General features: G+C 74.1%; 15 protein-coding genes. 6 read left to right on the forward strand and 9 right to left on the reverse strand.

All coding sequences use genetic code 11. From position 1 onward, the window contains the following. Nucleotides 1-126: 126 nt before the first annotated feature. The 6 genes from ACFWPT_RS39270 to ACFWPT_RS39295 form a co-directional block, all read right to left on the reverse strand. Nucleotides 127-549 (reverse strand): SHOCT domain-containing protein, encoded by a 423-nt coding sequence (locus ACFWPT_RS39270; protein WP_380487738.1) that lies wholly within the window; start codon nucleotides 547-549, stop codon nucleotides 127-129. A 111-nt stretch (nucleotides 550-660) separates the two neighbouring features. Further along, complete coding sequence (locus ACFWPT_RS39275) at nucleotides 661-1,245, reverse strand: NUDIX hydrolase (RefSeq protein WP_380487740.1); 585 nt, start codon at nucleotides 1,243-1,245, stop codon at nucleotides 661-663. Next, nucleotides 1,242-2,399 (reverse strand): type III polyketide synthase, encoded by a 1,158-nt coding sequence (locus ACFWPT_RS39280; RefSeq protein ID WP_380375715.1) that lies wholly within the window; start codon nucleotides 2,397-2,399, stop codon nucleotides 1,242-1,244. Before ACFWPT_RS39280 ends, ACFWPT_RS39275 begins: the two co-directional genes overlap by 4 nt. Nucleotides 2,400-2,525: 126 nt before the next feature. Then, entirely contained in the window at nucleotides 2,526-3,731 is a 1,206-nt protein-coding gene (locus ACFWPT_RS39285; RefSeq protein WP_380487742.1) for a cytochrome P450, read from the reverse strand. 168 nt (nucleotides 3,732-3,899) lie between these two features. Further along, complete coding sequence (locus ACFWPT_RS39290) at nucleotides 3,900-4,634, reverse strand: response regulator (RefSeq protein ID WP_380487744.1); 735 nt, start codon at nucleotides 4,632-4,634, stop codon at nucleotides 3,900-3,902. Beyond that, entirely contained in the window at nucleotides 4,631-5,533 is a 903-nt protein-coding gene (locus ACFWPT_RS39295; RefSeq protein WP_380487746.1) for a sensor histidine kinase, read from the reverse strand. Before ACFWPT_RS39295 ends, ACFWPT_RS39290 begins: the two co-directional genes overlap by 4 nt. Before the next feature lie 138 nt (nucleotides 5,534-5,671). Here ACFWPT_RS39295 and ACFWPT_RS39300 point away from each other — a divergent pair, with 138 nt between their 5' ends. The 3 genes from ACFWPT_RS39300 to hemC all read left to right on the forward strand — a co-directional run bounded on the left by ACFWPT_RS39300 (nucleotide 5,672) and on the right by hemC (nucleotide 9,802). Then, complete coding sequence (locus tag ACFWPT_RS39300; RefSeq protein ID WP_380375709.1) at nucleotides 5,672-6,424, forward strand: ABC transporter ATP-binding protein; 753 nt, start codon at nucleotides 5,672-5,674, stop codon at nucleotides 6,422-6,424. Then, nucleotides 6,421-8,730 carry an ABC transporter permease gene (locus ACFWPT_RS39305; RefSeq protein ID WP_380487748.1) on the forward strand — a complete coding sequence of 770 codons (2,310 nt, stop codon included), beginning with the start codon at nucleotides 6,421-6,423 and terminating at the stop codon, nucleotides 8,728-8,730. The genes ACFWPT_RS39300 and ACFWPT_RS39305 overlap by 4 nt, the downstream gene beginning before the upstream one ends. Nucleotides 8,731-8,866: 136 nt before the next feature. Next, complete coding sequence (hemC, locus tag ACFWPT_RS39310; protein WP_063347045.1) at nucleotides 8,867-9,802, forward strand: hydroxymethylbilane synthase; 936 nt, start codon at nucleotides 8,867-8,869, stop codon at nucleotides 9,800-9,802. Nucleotides 9,803-9,864: 62 nt separating this feature from the next. On the opposite strand, the gene ACFWPT_RS39315 is transcribed toward hemC, so the two are convergent. From ACFWPT_RS39315 to ACFWPT_RS39325, 3 genes are all read right to left on the reverse strand, one after another. Then, nucleotides 9,865-10,776, reverse strand: a complete 912-nt coding sequence (locus tag ACFWPT_RS39315; protein WP_380487751.1) for an LLM class flavin-dependent oxidoreductase — start codon at nucleotides 10,774-10,776, stop codon at nucleotides 9,865-9,867. Between the two features lie 297 nt (nucleotides 10,777-11,073). After that, nucleotides 11,074-11,865, reverse strand: a complete 792-nt coding sequence (locus ACFWPT_RS39320) for an aminoglycoside N(3)-acetyltransferase (protein WP_380487753.1) — start codon at nucleotides 11,863-11,865, stop codon at nucleotides 11,074-11,076. Nucleotides 11,866-12,072: 207 nt separating this feature from the next. Beyond that, entirely contained in the window at nucleotides 12,073-12,654 is a 582-nt protein-coding gene (locus ACFWPT_RS39325) for a helix-turn-helix domain-containing protein (protein WP_380487755.1), read from the reverse strand. An 83-nt stretch (nucleotides 12,655-12,737) separates the two neighbouring features. Between ACFWPT_RS39325 and def the strand changes: the two genes are divergently transcribed. The 3 genes from def to ACFWPT_RS39340 all read left to right on the forward strand — a co-directional run. After that, on the forward strand, nucleotides 12,738-13,343 hold the full coding sequence (gene def, locus ACFWPT_RS39330) for a peptide deformylase (protein ID WP_380487757.1): 606 nt from the start codon (nucleotides 12,738-12,740) through the stop codon (nucleotides 13,341-13,343). Between the two features lie 228 nt (nucleotides 13,344-13,571). Continuing rightward, nucleotides 13,572-13,829: a hypothetical protein gene (locus ACFWPT_RS39335; RefSeq protein WP_380487759.1), complete on the forward strand. Its 258-nt coding sequence runs from the start codon at nucleotides 13,572-13,574 to the stop codon at nucleotides 13,827-13,829. Nucleotides 13,830-13,857: 28 nt separating this feature from the next. After that, nucleotides 13,858-16,059 (forward strand): SAM-dependent methyltransferase (locus ACFWPT_RS39340; protein ID WP_380487761.1); only part of this gene is annotated, 2,202 nt, incomplete at its 3' end.

Genomic DNA, 16,059 nt, shown 5'->3' on the forward strand with positions numbered 1-16,059 from the left:
TGTTTGTGTGGGGGGGGTTTTTTTTTTGTTCTCCGGGCGGGGGGGGCGCGGGCGGCGGGGGGGGGGGGGGGGGGTCGGGGGCCGCCGCGCCCCCCCGGGGCCGCCGTGCGGGTCGGGCCGGTCAGGTCAGGCCAGGAGCTTGTCCTTGGCCTTCTGGTACTCCTCCTCGGAGATGGCGCCCTTCTCCTTCAGGTCCGCCAGTCTCGCCAGGTCGTCGACGTGGCTGCCGCCGCCCCCGGGTGCGCCGGTTCCGGCCGCGTCCCGGATGTAGGCCTTGACGGCGGCCTCGCTCTGCCGGACCTGGGCGGCGTCCCGCTCGCTCATCGACTTCCCGCGGGCGATCACGTAGGCCAGCACACCGATCAGCGGCAGCACGATCACCAGGAGCAGCCAGCCGGCTTTGGCCCAGCCGCCCAGGTCGTGGCTGCGGAAGATGTCCGTGATGATCTTGAACAGCAGGAAGAACCAGAGGATCCAGAGGAACAGCTCCAGCATCGTCCAGAAGATGTTGAGCACCGGGTAGTCCACGGCCAGCATGTTGGTGTCCATGGCCGAGTCATATCACCGCAAAACGGACAATGCTCTCTGTTGTTCGGCCGTTCCAGTGGTCTTCCGGCTCGGCGGGAATATCTCGGAGAGGGGGCTCGGAGGGGCGGGGGATCAGCCCCGCCCGGCCCGCCGCCGCAGCTCCACGGCCAGCCCGATCAGCTCGCCCCACCAGGCGTCGTGCCCGGCCAGCAGCAGCCGCTGCGCCTCGTCCGCCGGCACCGCCCGTACCTCGACCACCTGCTCGCCGTCCGCCGGGTTGGTCGGCGTCGAGTCCACCGCGACCTCCGCCCAGCCCCACAGCCACGCCTTCTCCGGGTGCGGCTGCCACGGCCGGTACGGTGTCGGGTCCTCGGTGCGGCAGCGGTGCGCGCCGAGCCAGTCCGGCTCGCCGAGCAGCCGGGCGCCGGCCTCCTCGCGCAGCTCGCGCGCCAGGCAGGTGGCGATGCTCTCGTCCTGCTCCCGGGTGCCGCCGGGCAGGAACCAGTGGTCCCGGTCGTCCCGGCAGAGGATCACCTTGTCGTCCGCGAAGCCCACCAGGTGGATGTTGGTCACCAGCTCGTCCGGCGGCAGCACGGTGGAGAACAGTGCGTCGTACCGGCCCCAGGTCCAGTACTGCGGGGCGTGCAACGCGGGGAAGAGGGTGGCGAGTTCGGCGGATCTGTCGTCGGTGTCCGCCTGGTGCGTGGTGTCGGTCATTCGGTGATCGTAGTGCCGGCCGGGAAACGCCGGGGGGCGCTCGGATGGACGAGTGTGATGTCCGAGGTGGAGATGGCTCGCGGCCGTCGGCGGGCGGCCTCGACCGGCTCGCCGACCCAACTCCCCAGCGAGATCTCGGCGGTGATGCCCGGCCCGAAACCGGCGATCAGGCCGGTGGTGCCGTCGGCCACGCCGCCGTCGGCGAACAGCCGGGCGAGCGCGTCGAAGACGACGGCGCTGGCGATGTTGCCGCGCTCGGTCAGCGTCGCGCGGCTGTACCGGAAGGTGGCCGGTTCCAGGTTGAGGAAGTGGCAGAGGTCGTCGAGGATGCGCGGGCCGCCGGCGTGCACGATGTAGAAGCCCAACCCGGAGACGTCCCAACCGTGTTCGACGGCCAGGCCGCGCAGCGCCGGGGCGAGCATCTCCATGGTGCCGGGCACCCGCTTGTCCAACTGGAAGTGGAAGCCGGTGTCCTTGACCCCGTAGGAGATCCAGTTCTCGGTGTCCGGGACGAGGTGCGAGCCGTTGCGCTCGACGTGCACGCCGGTGCCGCCGTGTCCGCGCATCACCACGGCGGCGACGGCGTCCCCGAACAGGCCGTTGGAGAGCAGCGAGCCGACGCCGAGGTCGGTCGGCTGGTAGCAGAGCGAGCAGAACTCGCAGGACACGATCAGCACGTTGGCGCCCGGGTAGGCGCGGCAGAAGTCGTGCGCGCGGTTGACGGCGGCGCCGCCGGCCGCGCAGCCGAGCTGGGCGATCGGCATCTGGCGGGTGTCGGAGCGGAAGCCCAGGGCGTTGATCAGCCAGGCGGTCAGCGACGGCATCATGAAGCCGGTGCAGGACACGTAGATGATCAGGTCGATGTCCCGGGCGCCCAACTCGGCGTGCCCCAGGGCCCGTTCGACCACCTCGGGGACGCGGAGCTTGGCCTCCCGCTCGTAGACCGCGTTGCGGGCGGTGAAGCCCGGGTGGGTGAGGGTCTGCTCGATCGGCTGGACCAGGTGCCTGGTCCGCACCCCGGTGTTCTCGATCAGCCGCAGGGCGAGGGCGAGTTGCGGGTGGCCGGCGTGCAGGCTGCGGGCCAGGTCGAGGGTCTGGTCGAGGGTGATGACGTTCTCGGGTACGGCGATGGCCGGGCGGCAGAGTGTTGCCATGGTGCGGGTCTCCCCTGGGTGGCCTGGCCGGGCGGGCTGGCGAGCGGCCCGGGCAGGCGGCCTACGGATGCGTCGGACGGGCGCCGCGCGGTGCTCCGTGGCGGAGCCGGTGGCGCGGGGAGGAGGTCACCAGGCGAGCGGCAGGGTGCGGGGGTAGCGCCAGATCGACCCGGTGTGCCAGTCGAGTTCGGACGGCGGGACGGCGAGCCGCAGGCCGGGGAAGCGCCGCAGCAGGGTGCCGATGGCGACCTGGAGTTCCATCCGGGCCAGGTGCGCGCCGAGGCAGTGGTGCTGGCCGTGGCCGAAGGCCATGTGGGTGGGGGCGCCGCGGTCGAGGTCGAGTTCGTCGGGGCGCTCGTACATCGCCGGGTCGCGGTTGGCGGCGAGGTAGGAGACGTGGACGGCCTCGCCGGCCCGGATCAGCACGCCGCCCAGTTCGACGTCCTCGGTGGCGACCCGGGCGATGCCGACGCCCTGGCGGAACGGGATGAAGCGCAGCAGCTCCTCCAGCCCGCGCGGCAGCAGGTCGGGCTGGGCGCGCAGCTTGGCGAGCTGTTCGGGGTGGGTGAGCAGGGTGTAGGTGATGTTGCTGAGCTGGTAGGTGCTGGTGTCGTGGCCGGTGACCAGCAGGACCATCGCCATGACGGCCAGCTCCTGGTCGTCCAGCAGTTCGTCGCCGTCGCGGGCGGTGGCGAGGGCGCTGATCAGGTCCTCGCCGGGGTGGGCGCGGCGGGCGGCGGTCAGCTCGGTGAAGTAGCCGCGCAGCGCGGCCTTGGCGGTTTCCTGGCCGGCCCGGCTGCCGGGGCCCATCGTCATCATGGCGACGGCGTGGCCGCGCAGTTCGGCGCGGTCCTGCTCGGGGATGTCCAGCAGTTCGCAGATGGTGGTGAGCGGGAGCCGGCTGGAGAGGAAGTGCACCAGGTCGGCGGGGGAGCCGTGTTCGGCCATCTCGTCGAGGTAGCCGTCGACGATCCGCTGGGTGGCCGGGCGCATCCGCTCGACCTGGCGGTTGGTGAAGCCCTGGGCGACGAGGCGGCGCAGCCGGTTGTGGCCCGGCGGGTCCATCAGGTTGATCGCCTCGGCCTGGGCGATCGGGGCGGGCGTCATCCGGGGCAGGTCGCGCCCGATGCCGGCGGCGCGGCTGAACCGCCGGTCGGTGGTGACGATCCGGACGTCCTCGTAGCGGGTGGCGAGCCAGGCCTCGCCCTCGCCGTGCGGCAGCCGGATCCTGGCGATCGGGGCCTCGGTGAGCAGCCGCTTGAGGAGCGGGTCGAACTCCAGGCCGTCGGTGTGGTTGAAGGGGCAGTCCCACACGGGGGCGGAGGTAGTCACGGGCCTGTCCAAATGTCTTGAAAATGCCGCCCGAACGGTCATTTCTCGTTCGGGCGCGGACAGAGAGATGTTCCCCCATGAAATGGCAAAAATGTGAATCGGACCGGGAGTTACCTCTAACGAGTTAGCTAGATGATTGTCATGCGAATCAAGGGAGTTGACTGAACATCAGTTGACACTGCCCCCTGGTGAGACCAGCCCGGTCTCGTACGCGAGGACGACCGCCTGGGCCCGGTCGCGCAGGTCGAGCTTGGCGAAGATCCGGGCGACGTGCGTCTTCACCGTCGACTCGCTGAGCGTCAGTTCCACCGCCAACTCGGCGTTGGACAGCCCGCGTCCGAGCAGCGCCAGCACCTCCGCCTCGCGCGGGGTGAGCGGGGCGAGGTTGCGGTGCAGCGGCGGGCCGTCGGCGCCGGGGGCGGGGCGCGGGGCGCCGGCCGCGAAGCGTTCGACCAGCCGCCGGGTGATCGAGGGGGCGAGCAGGGCGTCCCCGGTGTCCACCAGGCGCACGGCGGCGGCGAGATGGGCGGAGGTGACGTCCTTGAGCAGGAAGCCGCTGGCCCCGGCGGCGAGGGCGGCGTAGACGTAGTGGTCGAGGTCGAAGGTGGTCAGCATGATCACCCGGCAGCCGGGCGCCCGGGCGAGGATCCGGCGGGCGGCCTCCAGGCCGTCCATGCCGGGCATCCGGATGTCCAGCAGCGCCACGTCGGGCCGGTGCGCGACGGCGGCCGCCACCGCCTCGGCGCCGTCGGCGGCCTCGGCGACCACGTCGATGCCGCGCGCGGTGAGGATCATCCGGAAGCCGGTGCGGACGAGTTCCTGGTCGTCGGCGATCACCACCCGGGGGCGGCGCTCCCGCTCCGGCTGCTGCTCCGGCCCCCGCTGCACCTCGGCCCCGGTCACGGCCGGTCCAGCGGGATGCGGGCGCGGACCCGGTAGCCGCCGCCGAGCCGGCGCCGGGCGTCGAGGTCGCCGCCGTACACGGCGACGCGCTCGCGCAGGCCGAGCAGCCCGCGCCCGGCGCCGTCGGCCGGCCGGGCGGGCCGCGCGGGCACGGCGTCGGTGGGCTGCGCGGGCACGGCGTCGGCTGGCCGCGCGGGCGCGGCGTGGGCGCCCGCCAGCACGCTCGGCCCGCTGTTGAGCACTTCCACCCGCAGGTAGTGGTCCGCGTAGCGCACCGTCACCTCGGCCGTCACCCCGTCCCCGTGTTTGAGCGCGTTGGTCAGCGCCTCCTGGATGATCCGGTACGCCGTCACGTCGACGCCGCCGGGCAGCGGTCTCGGCTCGCCCGAGATCCGCACCTCCACCGGCAGCCCGGCGAAGGCGAACCGGTCGATCAGCGGCCCGAGCCGGCTCAGGCTGGGCTGCGGCGCGAAACCGTCCGCCGCCTCCTCCTCGGTGCCGTCGGCGGCCGGGGCGAGCAGCCCGAGCAGGTGCCGCAGCTCGGTCATCGCGTCGCGCCCGGCGGCCTCGACGGCGCCCATCGCCGCCGCCGCCTCCGCGGGCATGGTGGCGATCACCTCGCGCGCGGCCCCGGCCTGGACCACCATCAGACTCACGTTGTGGCTGACGATGTCGTGCAACTCGGCCGCGATGCGTGCCCGTTCGGTGTCCACGGCGGTACGGGCGGCGCTCTCCCGCTCCCGTTCCAGCAGCCAGCCGCGCTCGCCGATGGCCGCCCGGTGCAGCCGCCGCGCCCGGGCGAGCGCGACGCCCAGCCAGCCGGCCCCCGCGACCGCCGTACCCGCCACCGCCGCACTCGCCACCGCTACGGTGGCCCAGTTCGTCCCCGTTCCCCACACACCGCCAGTTTCCCAGCCCACGCCATGATCGACATCATCCGGGGGTGCCGCCCGCGTACATCCCGGGTACTACGGCCGCCCCGGCTACACCCCGGGTGGGACGCCGGGCCCGGGGGCCCGCGCCTACCGTCGTCCACCATGAGCAACGACCACGACGGGACCACCCCGCCGAACGACCACGACGGGACCACCCCGCCGGACGACGCGCAGGCCGTCGTCGAGCTGTCCGGGGTCCACAAGGAGTTCGGCGACGCCAAGGCGCTCGACGGCGTCGACCTGCGGATCCGGGCGGGCGAGGCGGTCGCCGTGATGGGCCCCTCCGGGTGCGGCAAGTCCACCCTGCTGAACATGGTCGCCGGGCTGGACCGGCCGACCTCCGGCACCGTCCGGGTGCACGGCCAGGACCTCGGGCAGCTGAACGAGACCGGGCTGGCCCTGTTCCGCCGCCGCCACATCGGCATGATCTTCCAGTTCTTCAACCTGATCGACGACCTGCCCGCCCTCGACAACGTCGCCCTGGCCGCCCAGCTGACCGGCACCACGGCCCGCCAGGCGCGCCGCCGCGCCCTGGAACTGCTGGACGAACTCGGCGTCGCGCACCGCAAGGACACCTACCCGGCCGCGCTCAGCGGCGGCGAGCGCCAGCGGGTCGCGGTGGCCCGGGCCCTGATGAACCGCCCGGCGCTGCTGCTCGCGGACGAGCCGACCGGCGCGCTGGACAGCCGCTCCGGCGAGCAGGTGATGGACCTGCTGATCGACCTCAACCAGATCGGCCAGACCCTGCTGATCGTCACCCACGACCCCAACCTGGCCACCCGCTGCGCCAGCCGCCTGGTCGAGGTCGCGGACGGCAAGGTGGCGCGCGAGCGGGCCCTGGAGGCGTCCGCATGACCGGCGCCGTGTGGCGGGCCTCCCGGGCGGCCGTGAAGCGCCGCCGGGTGCAGACCTTCGTGATCGGCCTGGTCGTCTTCTGCTCCACCACGACCGTGCTGCTCGCCCTCGCCGTGATCAGCGCCGCCCGGGCCCCCTTCGACGACGCCTTCGCCGCCGAGCGCGGCGCCCACGTCGTCACCGCCTTCGACCCGGCCAGGGCCTCGGCGGAGCAACTGGCCGCCACCGCCCACCGGCCGGGCGTCGAGGCCGCCGCCGGGCCGTTCGACCAGGCCGTGGTGGAGATCCCCACCGACTGGGTCGGCCGCCCGCCGGGCCCGCTGACCCTGGTCGGCCGGGCCGACCCGGCCGGGCCGGTGGACCGGGTGCAGATGCTGGGCGGCCGCTGGGCCACGGCGCCCGGCGAGGTGGTCATCCAGCAACCGGGCGGCGGCGCCGCGACGAAGCTCCTCGGCACCTCGCTCACCACCGCCACCGGGCTGAAGCTCACCATCGTCGGCTTCGCCGGCAGCATGAGCCAGTCCGCCGGCGGCTGGGTCGTCCCCGAGCAGGCGGCCGCCCTGCACCCCACCGGCCGTCAGATGCTCTACCGCTTCGCCGACGCGGACACCGAACAGCAGCTGACTGCCTCCCTGGGCACGGCCACCGAGGGCCTGCCCGGGGGCGCGCTCGCCAGCGCGCAGTCGTACCTGGTGCTCAAGCAGGCCTTCTCCGCCGGCGCCGACGCCTACCTGCCGCTGATGACGGTCTTCGGCGTGCTCGGTCTGGTCGTCGCCGCGCTGATCGTCGGCAACGTGGTGAGCGGCGCGGTGGTCTCCGGCTACCGGCACATCGGCGTGCTGAAGTCGATCGGCTTCACCCCGCGCCAGGTGGTCACGGTCTACCTGACCATGGTCTCGGTGCCCGCGGTCGTCGGCACGGTCCTCGGGACGGCGGCCGGCTGGACGGGGGCGTACCCGATCCTGGAGACCGCCTTCAGCGGCATCTCGACCGGCACCGCCGTGATCGAGCCGGCCGGCTGGCTGCCCGCCGCCACCCTGGTCGGCGTCCCGCTGCTGGTCGTCGCCGCCGCGTTCGTCCCGGCCTCGCGCGCCCACCGGCTCTCCGCCGCCCAGGCGATCTCGGCCGGCAGCGCGCCGCGCACCGGGCGCGGGCTGAAGGTCCAGCGCCGGCTGAGCGGCACCCGGCTGCCGCGCGCCGTCAGCCTCGGCCTCGGCCAGCCCTTCGCCCGCCCGGGCCGGACGGCGCTGACCATGGCGGCGATCGTGCTCGGCGTGGTCACCGTGACGGTCACCACCGGCCTGAGCAGCACCCTGGCCAGGAGCATGGCCCCGGCCGACGACAAGACCCACGTCAACGTGCAGACCGGCCACTTCCAGAGCAACCCGACCGAGCCGCGGCTGACCCCGGCCCAGACCGAGGCGATGCTGCGCGCCACCCCCGGAGCCGCGCAGGTCGTCACCCGGGGGCTGGTCCGGGTGGGCGTGGTCGGCCACACCCAGCCCGTCTTCATGGACTTCTACGGCGGCGACGACATCGCCGCCACCAGGTGGCTGCGGGTGGTCAAGGGCCGCCCGGCGACCGGGCCGGACGAGGTCCAGGCCGGGCCGGCCTTCCTCGACCAGCGCGGGCTCAGGCTCGGCGACCGGATCACCCTGACCCTGGAGGGCCGACAGCTGGCCGTCACCATCGTCGGCGAGGAGATCCAGGGCAACGCGAACGCGATCACCTCCAACGACGCCACCCGGGCCGAGCTCACCCCCGACCCGCACACGGTCGAGTACGACGTGCGGCTCGCCGACGGCGCCGACACCGCGGCCTACCGGAAGGCGGTCACGGCCGCCGACCCGAGCCTGACGCCCTCGGTGGTCACCGCGAGTTCGGTGGGGCCCGTCGTCGCGATCCAGACCTTCAGCACGGTCTTCACCGTCCTGCTGTCGGTGGTCGCCTCGCTCGGCGTCTTCAACACCCTGCTGCTCACCATCCGCGAGCGCCGCCGGGACATCGGCATGCTGAAGTCCATCGGCATGACGCCCCGCCAGGTCGTCGCGATGACGGTCACCTCGGTGGCCTGGCAGGGCGCGCTCAGCGGCGTCATCGGCATCCCGCTCGGGATCGTGGTGCACCGGCTGATCGCCGAGAACGTCCGGATCCTGGCCTTCCCGGAGCACATGATCGACGTCTGGGGCGCCCCGCTGCTCGCCGGGCTCGCGCTGGCGGGCGTCGCGATCGCCGTCCTCGGCGCCCTCGTCCCGGCCCGCTCGGCGGCCCGGCTGCCGATCGCCGAGGTGCTGCACAACGAGTGAGCGCGGCCGACACGCGGGCGGCACACGGACGGTCGGACGGTTCGCCGCCCGGCCGTCCGGGTGCCGTCCGACGGGCCTTCGGCCGCATGGCTGACGCCGGGTCAGGGCCCGGCGTTCGAGCGCCTATCATCGCGCCATGGCCACCGCTGAGCTGATCCGCATCGTCTCCCGCTCCTCGCCCATGGCGCTCGCCCAGGTCGAGCGGGTCCGCGCCGAACTCGCCGCCCTGCACCCGGGCCTGCGCACCGAGGTGGTGCCGGTCACCACCTCCGGCGACCGCTGGATGGGCGACCTCGCCCGGCTCGGCGGGAAGGGCGCGTTCACCAAGGAGGTCGACGCCGCGCTGCTCGCCGGGGAGGCCGACGTCGCCGTGCACTGCCTCAAGGACGTGCCCGCCGACCGCCCGCTGCCCGCCGGCACCGTCTTCGCCGCCTACCTGCGCCGCGACGACATCCGTGACGCCCTCGTCCACCCCGGCGGCCTGACCCTCGCCGAACTGCCGCCCGGCACCCGGATCGGCACCTCCTCCGTCCGCCGGGTCGCCCAACTCGCCGCCTCCCACCCGCACCTGGTGTGCGTGCCGATCCGCGGCAACGCCAACAGCCGGCTGGCCAAGCTGGCCGCCGGAGAGGCCGACGCGCTGCTGCTCGCCGCCTCCGGGCTGGAGCGGATCGGCGAGCAGGCGCGGATCACCGAGATCCTGGACCTCGACGCGATGTGCCCGCCGATCGGCGCCGGCATCCTCGTCCTGCAGTGCCGCGAGGACGACGTCGTCACCGTCGACGCGGTCGCCGCGCTCGGCCACCGCGACACCTGGCGCGAGGCGGCGGCCGAGCGGATGTTCCTGCACGTCCTCCAGGGCCACTGCAACAGCCCGATCGCCGGCTACGCCAGGGCCGAACCGGACGGCCGGCTCTCGATGCGCGGCCGGGTCTTCAGCCCGGACGGCAAGCAGGTGCTGGACGCCCACGAGTGGGCCGGCGCACTCAGCCCCGAGGACCTCGGCACCTCCACGGCGCTGGCGCTCAAGCGGCAGGGCGCGCAGGAGCTGATCGCGGGCATCCCGCACTGATCCCCGGCATCCCGCACTGATTTCCAGCATCCCGCACCGATCCCCGCCTCTGCGACCGACCGCTACCGGAACAGCAGTTCGGCGAAGCGGTCCACCTGGTCCACCTCGGGGGACCAGCAGTACAGCATCACCTCGTCCGCGCCGATGGCCGTGAAACCGGCCACGGCGGCCCGGATCGCCTCCGGCGTGGTGAGCAGGCCCTCCTCCATCCGGTCGGCGCGGCCGCTGGACTCGTAGTACGCGCGGATGTTGCGCCGGGCCTGCTCGACCGTCTCCGCCGGGCCGAGGACGGCGTTCGCCTGGGCGACCAGCCGGGGCCGGCCGTCCCGGCCGTGCCGCTGCCAGGAGTTCTCGACGTCCTGGAACAGCCCGGCCATCGCCTCCGGCGGCACTCCCGCGCCGAGGAAGCCGTCCCCGAACCGGCCGACCCGGTCCAGCGCGGCCGGGGCGAAGCCGCCGAACAGCACCTCGGGGCCGCCCGGCGTCGCAGGCGCGGGCCCGACCGGGCCGACCCCCTCGCCGAACGGCTCACCGGCCCAGAGGCGGCGCAGCACCGCCATCCGCTCGTCCAGGAGCCGGCCCCGGCGGCGCGGGTCGATGCCGGCGGCCAGGAAGTCGTCCTCCCGGCCGCCGACGCCGAGGCCGAGCGTGAACCGCCCGCCGGAGAGCAGGTCCAGGGTGGCGGTCTGCTTGGCGAGCAGCGCGGGGACGTGGTGCGGCGCGAGCAGCACCTCGGTCTGCAGGCGGACGCGGGACGTGGCGCCGGCCAGGGCGGCCAGCGTCACCAGCGGTTCGGGGTTGTCGAACACCACCCGGTCCGCCAGGCCGAGCGTGCTGAACGGGCCGGCGTCGGCCCGCCGGGCCCACTCGAACAGCAGGACGGGGTCCTGGAGGGGCAGACCGAGGCCGATCTTGACGGCCTGCGGGGAGGCCTGCGGGTCGGGCTGCGAGGCGGGCTGAGGGTCGGGCTGCATGGGGATCATCCTCCGGAGGGCAGGCCGCATACGGGCGCCGCCCCTCCGTGGGCCCGCGCGCGGCCCTGCTCCCCGTCCTGCGGCTCGTCGTTCCGGGGAGCGTGCTAGTCGGAGTGCGGCGACGGTTGCGCGAGGTGTTTCCCGGGTCCAACGCCGTTCCCCGCGCGTCCGTGCCTGGAATGATGCCCGGGAATCGCCGGGCAACTGGCGATTCGTCAAGATTCCCGGCGGCGTGCCGGAGGCGGACGCGGCGCCGGAGAGCTCCCACCCGACCCGGCCCTGGGGGCGGATCGACCGCTACGCCCGGTGCTCGGGCAGCCAGTGCTGCGCGTAGGCGACGGCGTCGCGGAGGCGGAAGAGGCGGGTGGTGGCGGCGCCGACCGTGGCGTGGCGGACGGCCTTCGGGTGGTCGGCCTCGAAGGCGGTGCCGAGTTCGGCGAAGTCGTCGGCGCAGATGGCCCGGTCGCGGACGGTGAGCCGTTGGCGGCCCTCGGGGGTGAGGGTGGCGAAGGAGATGTCCTCGCTCGGGCCCGGGACGCGGTATTCGGCGAGGTGGAAGGAGGTGCAGGAGCCGAAGTCGACGCCCAGCAGCAGGACCTGGGCGTCGCGGTCCTCCAGCCGGGCGAGCGGGCTGGACTCGCCCAGCAGGCAGTCGAGGGCGTGTCCGTCGGTGGTCTCGGCGGCGCCCGGGCCGAGGGCGGCGAAGGAGGTCTGCGGGTGGGCGCTGCGCCGGGCGCCGGGCCAGGTCCGGACGGTTTCGGGGATGGCGCCCATGCCCAGGGTGGGGCTCACCTGCGGGTCGTACGCGGGCCAGGACACCCGGATGTCGGGCCACCAGGCCTCCGGCACCGGCGGGTTGGACCAGCCGGCGGGGTCGGAGTTGTCCCCGGTGTGGGTGGGGACGGCGAGGGTGCCGGTCGGTCCGAGGGCGTCGAGCAGGGCCTGGACGACGGTGACCGGCCCGCCGGAGACCCAGCCGAGGGAGCGCAGCGAGGAGTGCACGAGCAGCGTGCCGCCGGGTTCGACCCCGGCGGCACGCAGGTCGGCGGCGAGGGACTGGCGGGTGCAGAGGGGGCCGTTGACGCGCATCGGGCCAGCTTGCGGGTTGGTGGGCCGGGTGCGCCAGCGGGTTTATCTCCCTCGCCTGGACACCGCCCGCGTGCCGTCTCTGACGCGTCGCCAAATTGGTCTCGACCATTTGGTCTTGACCATTGCTTTGGGTTCGGGGGCGGAGGAGGATCACCGCGAAGCACCGGGCGGCGGACTCCGGCGCTCCTCGGTGCCCGCCAGTGCCCGTCAGTGCCCGTCCGGGAGGAGCGGGAAGAGGCGGGCCACGGCGGCGACCGGGCGGGCGCCGGCAGGACGGCCGGCGGGGTCGGTCTCGCGGTCGCGGTAGCGGGTCAGCACCTGGCGGACGGCCTCGCCGACGGCGGCCAGTTCGGCTGGGGTCAGGTAGAGGACGGTGCTGAACGCCTCGTCCTGCCGCCAGTCCGCCGGGGCCGCGTCGCGGTGGGCGAGCCAGCGCTGGTAGCTCTCGTCCTCCAGGCCGCGCGCGAGTTCCCCGAACTCGTCGGCTGCGGCGGGCTGGTGGGGTTGGTGTGGTTGCTGCGGGAGCCGCCAGGGGCGGGCGCGGCCGTCGGTGGCGGGGGCCTCCTCGATGAGGCCGTGGCGGGCCAGCTGTCGGAGGTGGAAGGAGCACAGGCCGGAGCTGTACCCGGTGGCGGAGGCGGCCTCGGTGGAGGTGAGGGCGGCCTTCTCGGCGAGGAGGCCGAGGATCGCGGTGCGTACGGGGTGTTGGGGGAGGGCGCCGGTGGCGGGGGGCGCGGTGAGGTCTTCGGTGTCGTCGGCATCTTTGGCGTCTTTTGCGTCTTCGGTCACTTTGCAAAGTCTGCTACTTTGCAAAGTCGATGACAAGCCGTCATCCTTGCCGTCGTGTCGACGGTGTCGACGAGGGAGCGCCGATGTCCGAACTGCGTGAACGCCCGACCATCCTGCGGATCACCGAGGTGGGGGAGGACATCCTCCGCCGCACCTGCCGCCCGGCGACCGGGGAGGACTACGGCAGCGAGCGGCTGGCCCGCCTCATCGAGGACATGTTCGCCACCATGCAGGTCGCCGACGGCTGCGGGCTCGCGGCCAACCAGGTGGACGTGGACCTGAGCCTCTTCGTCTACGACTGCCGCGACGACCAGGGCGTCCGGCACGTCGGCCACGTGCTCAACCCGGTCGTCGAGCCCCGCGAGCCCGGCCGCCGGCTGATCGAGGACACCGAAGGCTGCCTCTCCGTCCCCGGCGCCGGCACCGAACTCGCCCGCCCGGCCGAGGTGGTGGTGCACGGCTTCGACCAGTACGGCGCCGCCGTCACCATCGAGGGGACCGGCTACTTCGCCCGCTGCCTCCAGCACGAGACCGACCACCTGAACGGGCAGTTGTACATCGACCGGCTGTCCGGCCGGGACCGCAAGCGCGTCCTGCGCCAGACCGCCGACCGCCGGGAGGACGTCTTCGCCCAGCGGGCCCAGCGGGCCCAGCGGGCCGCCCGGGCGGCCCGGTCGTCTTCCCGCTGACCGCGCCCGACCAGAGCCCTGGGTGCGCGCCGGTCCGGGGGTGGCGCACCTGGACAGCCGGGGACTGTCGGCATTCGGCGTAGACGTGTCGGGTGAGATGGCCGCGTTCCTCTGCGGCCCCCATCCCACCCGACCGCAGCCGCCCCTGCGGGGCTGTCGGCGCGAACTGGCGTTCGGTAACATGAACTCGCCGACGCCCGTGGCTCCGAAGGGACGAGTGACTGTCGAGTGCCTACCGCGACCGCAAGCAGCCTGGCCTTCGACGTCGTCGACATCGACGTGGACGCCGATCTCGCGCTGGACGCCGACACCGCCGCGGACCGGCCCTTCCGCCAGGTCGGCCGGACGGACTTCGACCTGGCCAGCCCGATCCTGACCGAGCCCGCGCCGCAGATCACCCAGATGGACTTCGAGGTGGAGGCCCCGGGCCTGATGGATCCCCCGCCGCAGGTCGTCCAGCTGGACTTCGCCGTCGATGTCGCCTGACGCCGCCGACACCGACTGACGCCGCCCGATGGACCCGAACCGCCCGTACGGCCGCCCCTTCGACCGCTTCCCGACCCGCCGCGAGCACGAGGACCGCTGGGCGGAGCTGGCCCGGGCCATCGCCGCCAGCCCCGGGCCGCGCCGCCCCGAGCGGGACGGCGAGACGGCCGAACCGGCCACGCCCAGGGGCGAGTTGACCGTGCTCGGCTCCGGCATCGAGGCGGCCGGGTTCACCCGCGCCGACGAGCGGCTGCTCCGCGAGGCGGACCACGTCTTCCACTGCGTCGCCGACCCGGTGACGGTGGTGCGGATCAAGGCCTGGCGGCCCGACTCCTACGACCTCGGCGTCCTCTACGACGACGCCAAGGACCGCTATCTGACGTACGTGCAGATGTCCGAGGCGATCCTGCACTTCGTCCGGGCCGGGCGGCGGGTGGCGGCGGTCTTCTACGGCCACCCGGGCGTGTTCGTCCTCTCCAGCCACCGCGCCGTCCGGATCGCCCGCCGCGAGGGCCACGCGGCCGTGATGCGTCCGGGGATCAGCGCGCTGGACGTCCTGTGCGCCGACCTCGGCGTGGATCCGAGCAGCCCCGGCATGCAGACCTTCGAGGCCTCGGACCTGCTGATCCGCGGTCGGCGGATCGACCCGGGCCTGCACCTGGTGCTCTGGCAGGTCGGGCTGGTCGGCGAACTCGGCTACCAGCGCACCGGGTTCTTCAACCACCGGCTGCCCGTCCTGGTCGACCGGCTGGAGGAGGTCTACGGCCCGGACCACCCCGTGGTCAACTACATCGGCGCCCGCTACCGGGGCACCGCCCCCGTCACCGACCGGCACACCGTCGCCGGGCTCCGGGACCGGGCCGTGCAGCGGACCGTCACCAGCGCCTCCACCTGGTACCTCCCCCCGGCCGTCGCCGCCCCGGCCGATCCGCGGATGCTCGAACGGCTGGGCCTGATCCGACCCGGCCAGACCGTGCGGCCGCCCACCGGCCCGGTCCGGAACATCGACGAGTACGGGCCGCGCGAACTCGCCGCCCTCGACGGCTTCACGGACTTCCACGTCCCCGGCGGCTACCACTGGCAGGAGGACACGCCCGCCGCCCGCTTCGTCCTCGCCCTGGGGGAGGACGGCGCCCTGCGCGAACGCTTCGTCCGGGAGCCCGAGGCGGCGGTGGCGTCCTGGGCGCCGCCGGATCTGGCCGACGCCGAACGCGCCCTGCTGGCCCGCCGCGAGGACGCGGCCATGCAGGCCGCCGCCAAGGGCCGCTACCGGCGGCCGACCCCGGAGGCGGCGCGGCGGCTGCGCACCCTGCTCACCCGCAAGTCCGAGGCGCGCGCGCTGCTCCGATCGGTGCGCGACGGTGGGCCCGGGGGCGGTGGGCTCGGGGGCGGCGGGCTCGCGGGCGGGGGGAGCAGCATCCGGCGCGACCTGGACACCGTCCTCGCCGAGGCCCTGTATCCGTGGACGGGCCTGTACGGCACGCCGGACGGCGACCTCGACGTCTACGTCCTGGGCCGCGCCACCGACCCGCCCCGGCACCGGATCCACGTCAACGGGCGGCGGATCACCGCCCCGCGCCACGACCACGGTGTGCTGCGCTGGCGGGTCGAGGACGGCAACGACTGCGGCGGCGAACTGCGCACCGAGGTCGGCCGGGACGGGCGGCGCCGGCTGGTCGGCGCGGTGTGGCCCGCCGGGCGGGTGGCGGCGGCGGAGTTCTCGGTGCAACTCGCCGAGTACGCCCTGCCGGACGTGCCGCCGCTCGCCGACCTGGTCGGCGACTACCGGGCGGCGGACGAGGCCGGGCGCGAACTGGTCGTCTCCGTCGGGCCGGGCGAGGACGGCCCGGCGCTGCGGGTCCGTGTCACGGTCGGCGGCGTGCCCACGGCGGCCGCCGTCGTGGTCGGTCCGGCGGGCTTCGAGGTGGACGGCGTCGCCGTCCCCTACGCCCAGGCCGTGGTGGCATCGACCGTGCCGCCGTATCTGTACGGCTGCTACCGGGTGCAGCTGCCGGGCGGCCGCGGCGCGGAGCTGAGGGTGGCCGAGGACGGCGTCACCCTCGACGAACAGCCGCTCCTCCATGCGGAGTTCACCGGTAGGCGCCTCACCTGGCGCGACGGCCCCGCACCGCTGCCGTCCGCCGAACTGACCCTGCTGCTCGACCCGATCACCCTGCACCCGATGCTCACCGGCACCGGCACCATGCCGACCACCGGCACTGGTACCGGC

Source organism: Kitasatospora sp. NPDC058478, from assembly GCF_042720345.1.
Taxonomy (GTDB): domain Bacteria; phylum Actinomycetota; class Actinomycetes; order Streptomycetales; family Streptomycetaceae; genus Kitasatospora.

Coding starts and splice junctions, on each gene's coding strand:
- ACFWPT_RS39275 (WP_380487740.1), bottom strand. CDS start 1,245: ATGACCGACACCACGCACCAGGCGGACACCGACGACAGATCCGCCGAA.
- ACFWPT_RS39270 (WP_380487738.1), bottom strand. CDS start 549: ATGGACACCAACATGCTGGCCGTGGACTACCCGGTGCTCAACATCTTC.
- ACFWPT_RS39315 (WP_380487751.1), bottom strand. CDS start 10,776: ATGCAGCCCGACCCTCAGCCCGCCTCGCAGCCCGACCCGCAGGCCTCC.
- ACFWPT_RS39300 (WP_380375709.1), top strand. CDS start 5,672: ATGAGCAACGACCACGACGGGACCACCCCGCCGAACGACCACGACGGG.
- def (WP_380487757.1), top strand. CDS start 12,738: ATGTCCGAACTGCGTGAACGCCCGACCATCCTGCGGATCACCGAGGTG.
- ACFWPT_RS39320 (WP_380487753.1), bottom strand. CDS start 11,865: ATGCGCGTCAACGGCCCCCTCTGCACCCGCCAGTCCCTCGCCGCCGAC.
- ACFWPT_RS39280 (WP_380375715.1), bottom strand. CDS start 2,399: ATGGCAACACTCTGCCGCCCGGCCATCGCCGTACCCGAGAACGTCATC.
- ACFWPT_RS39305 (WP_380487748.1), top strand. CDS start 6,421: ATGACCGGCGCCGTGTGGCGGGCCTCCCGGGCGGCCGTGAAGCGCCGC.
- hemC (WP_063347045.1), top strand. CDS start 8,867: ATGGCCACCGCTGAGCTGATCCGCATCGTCTCCCGCTCCTCGCCCATG.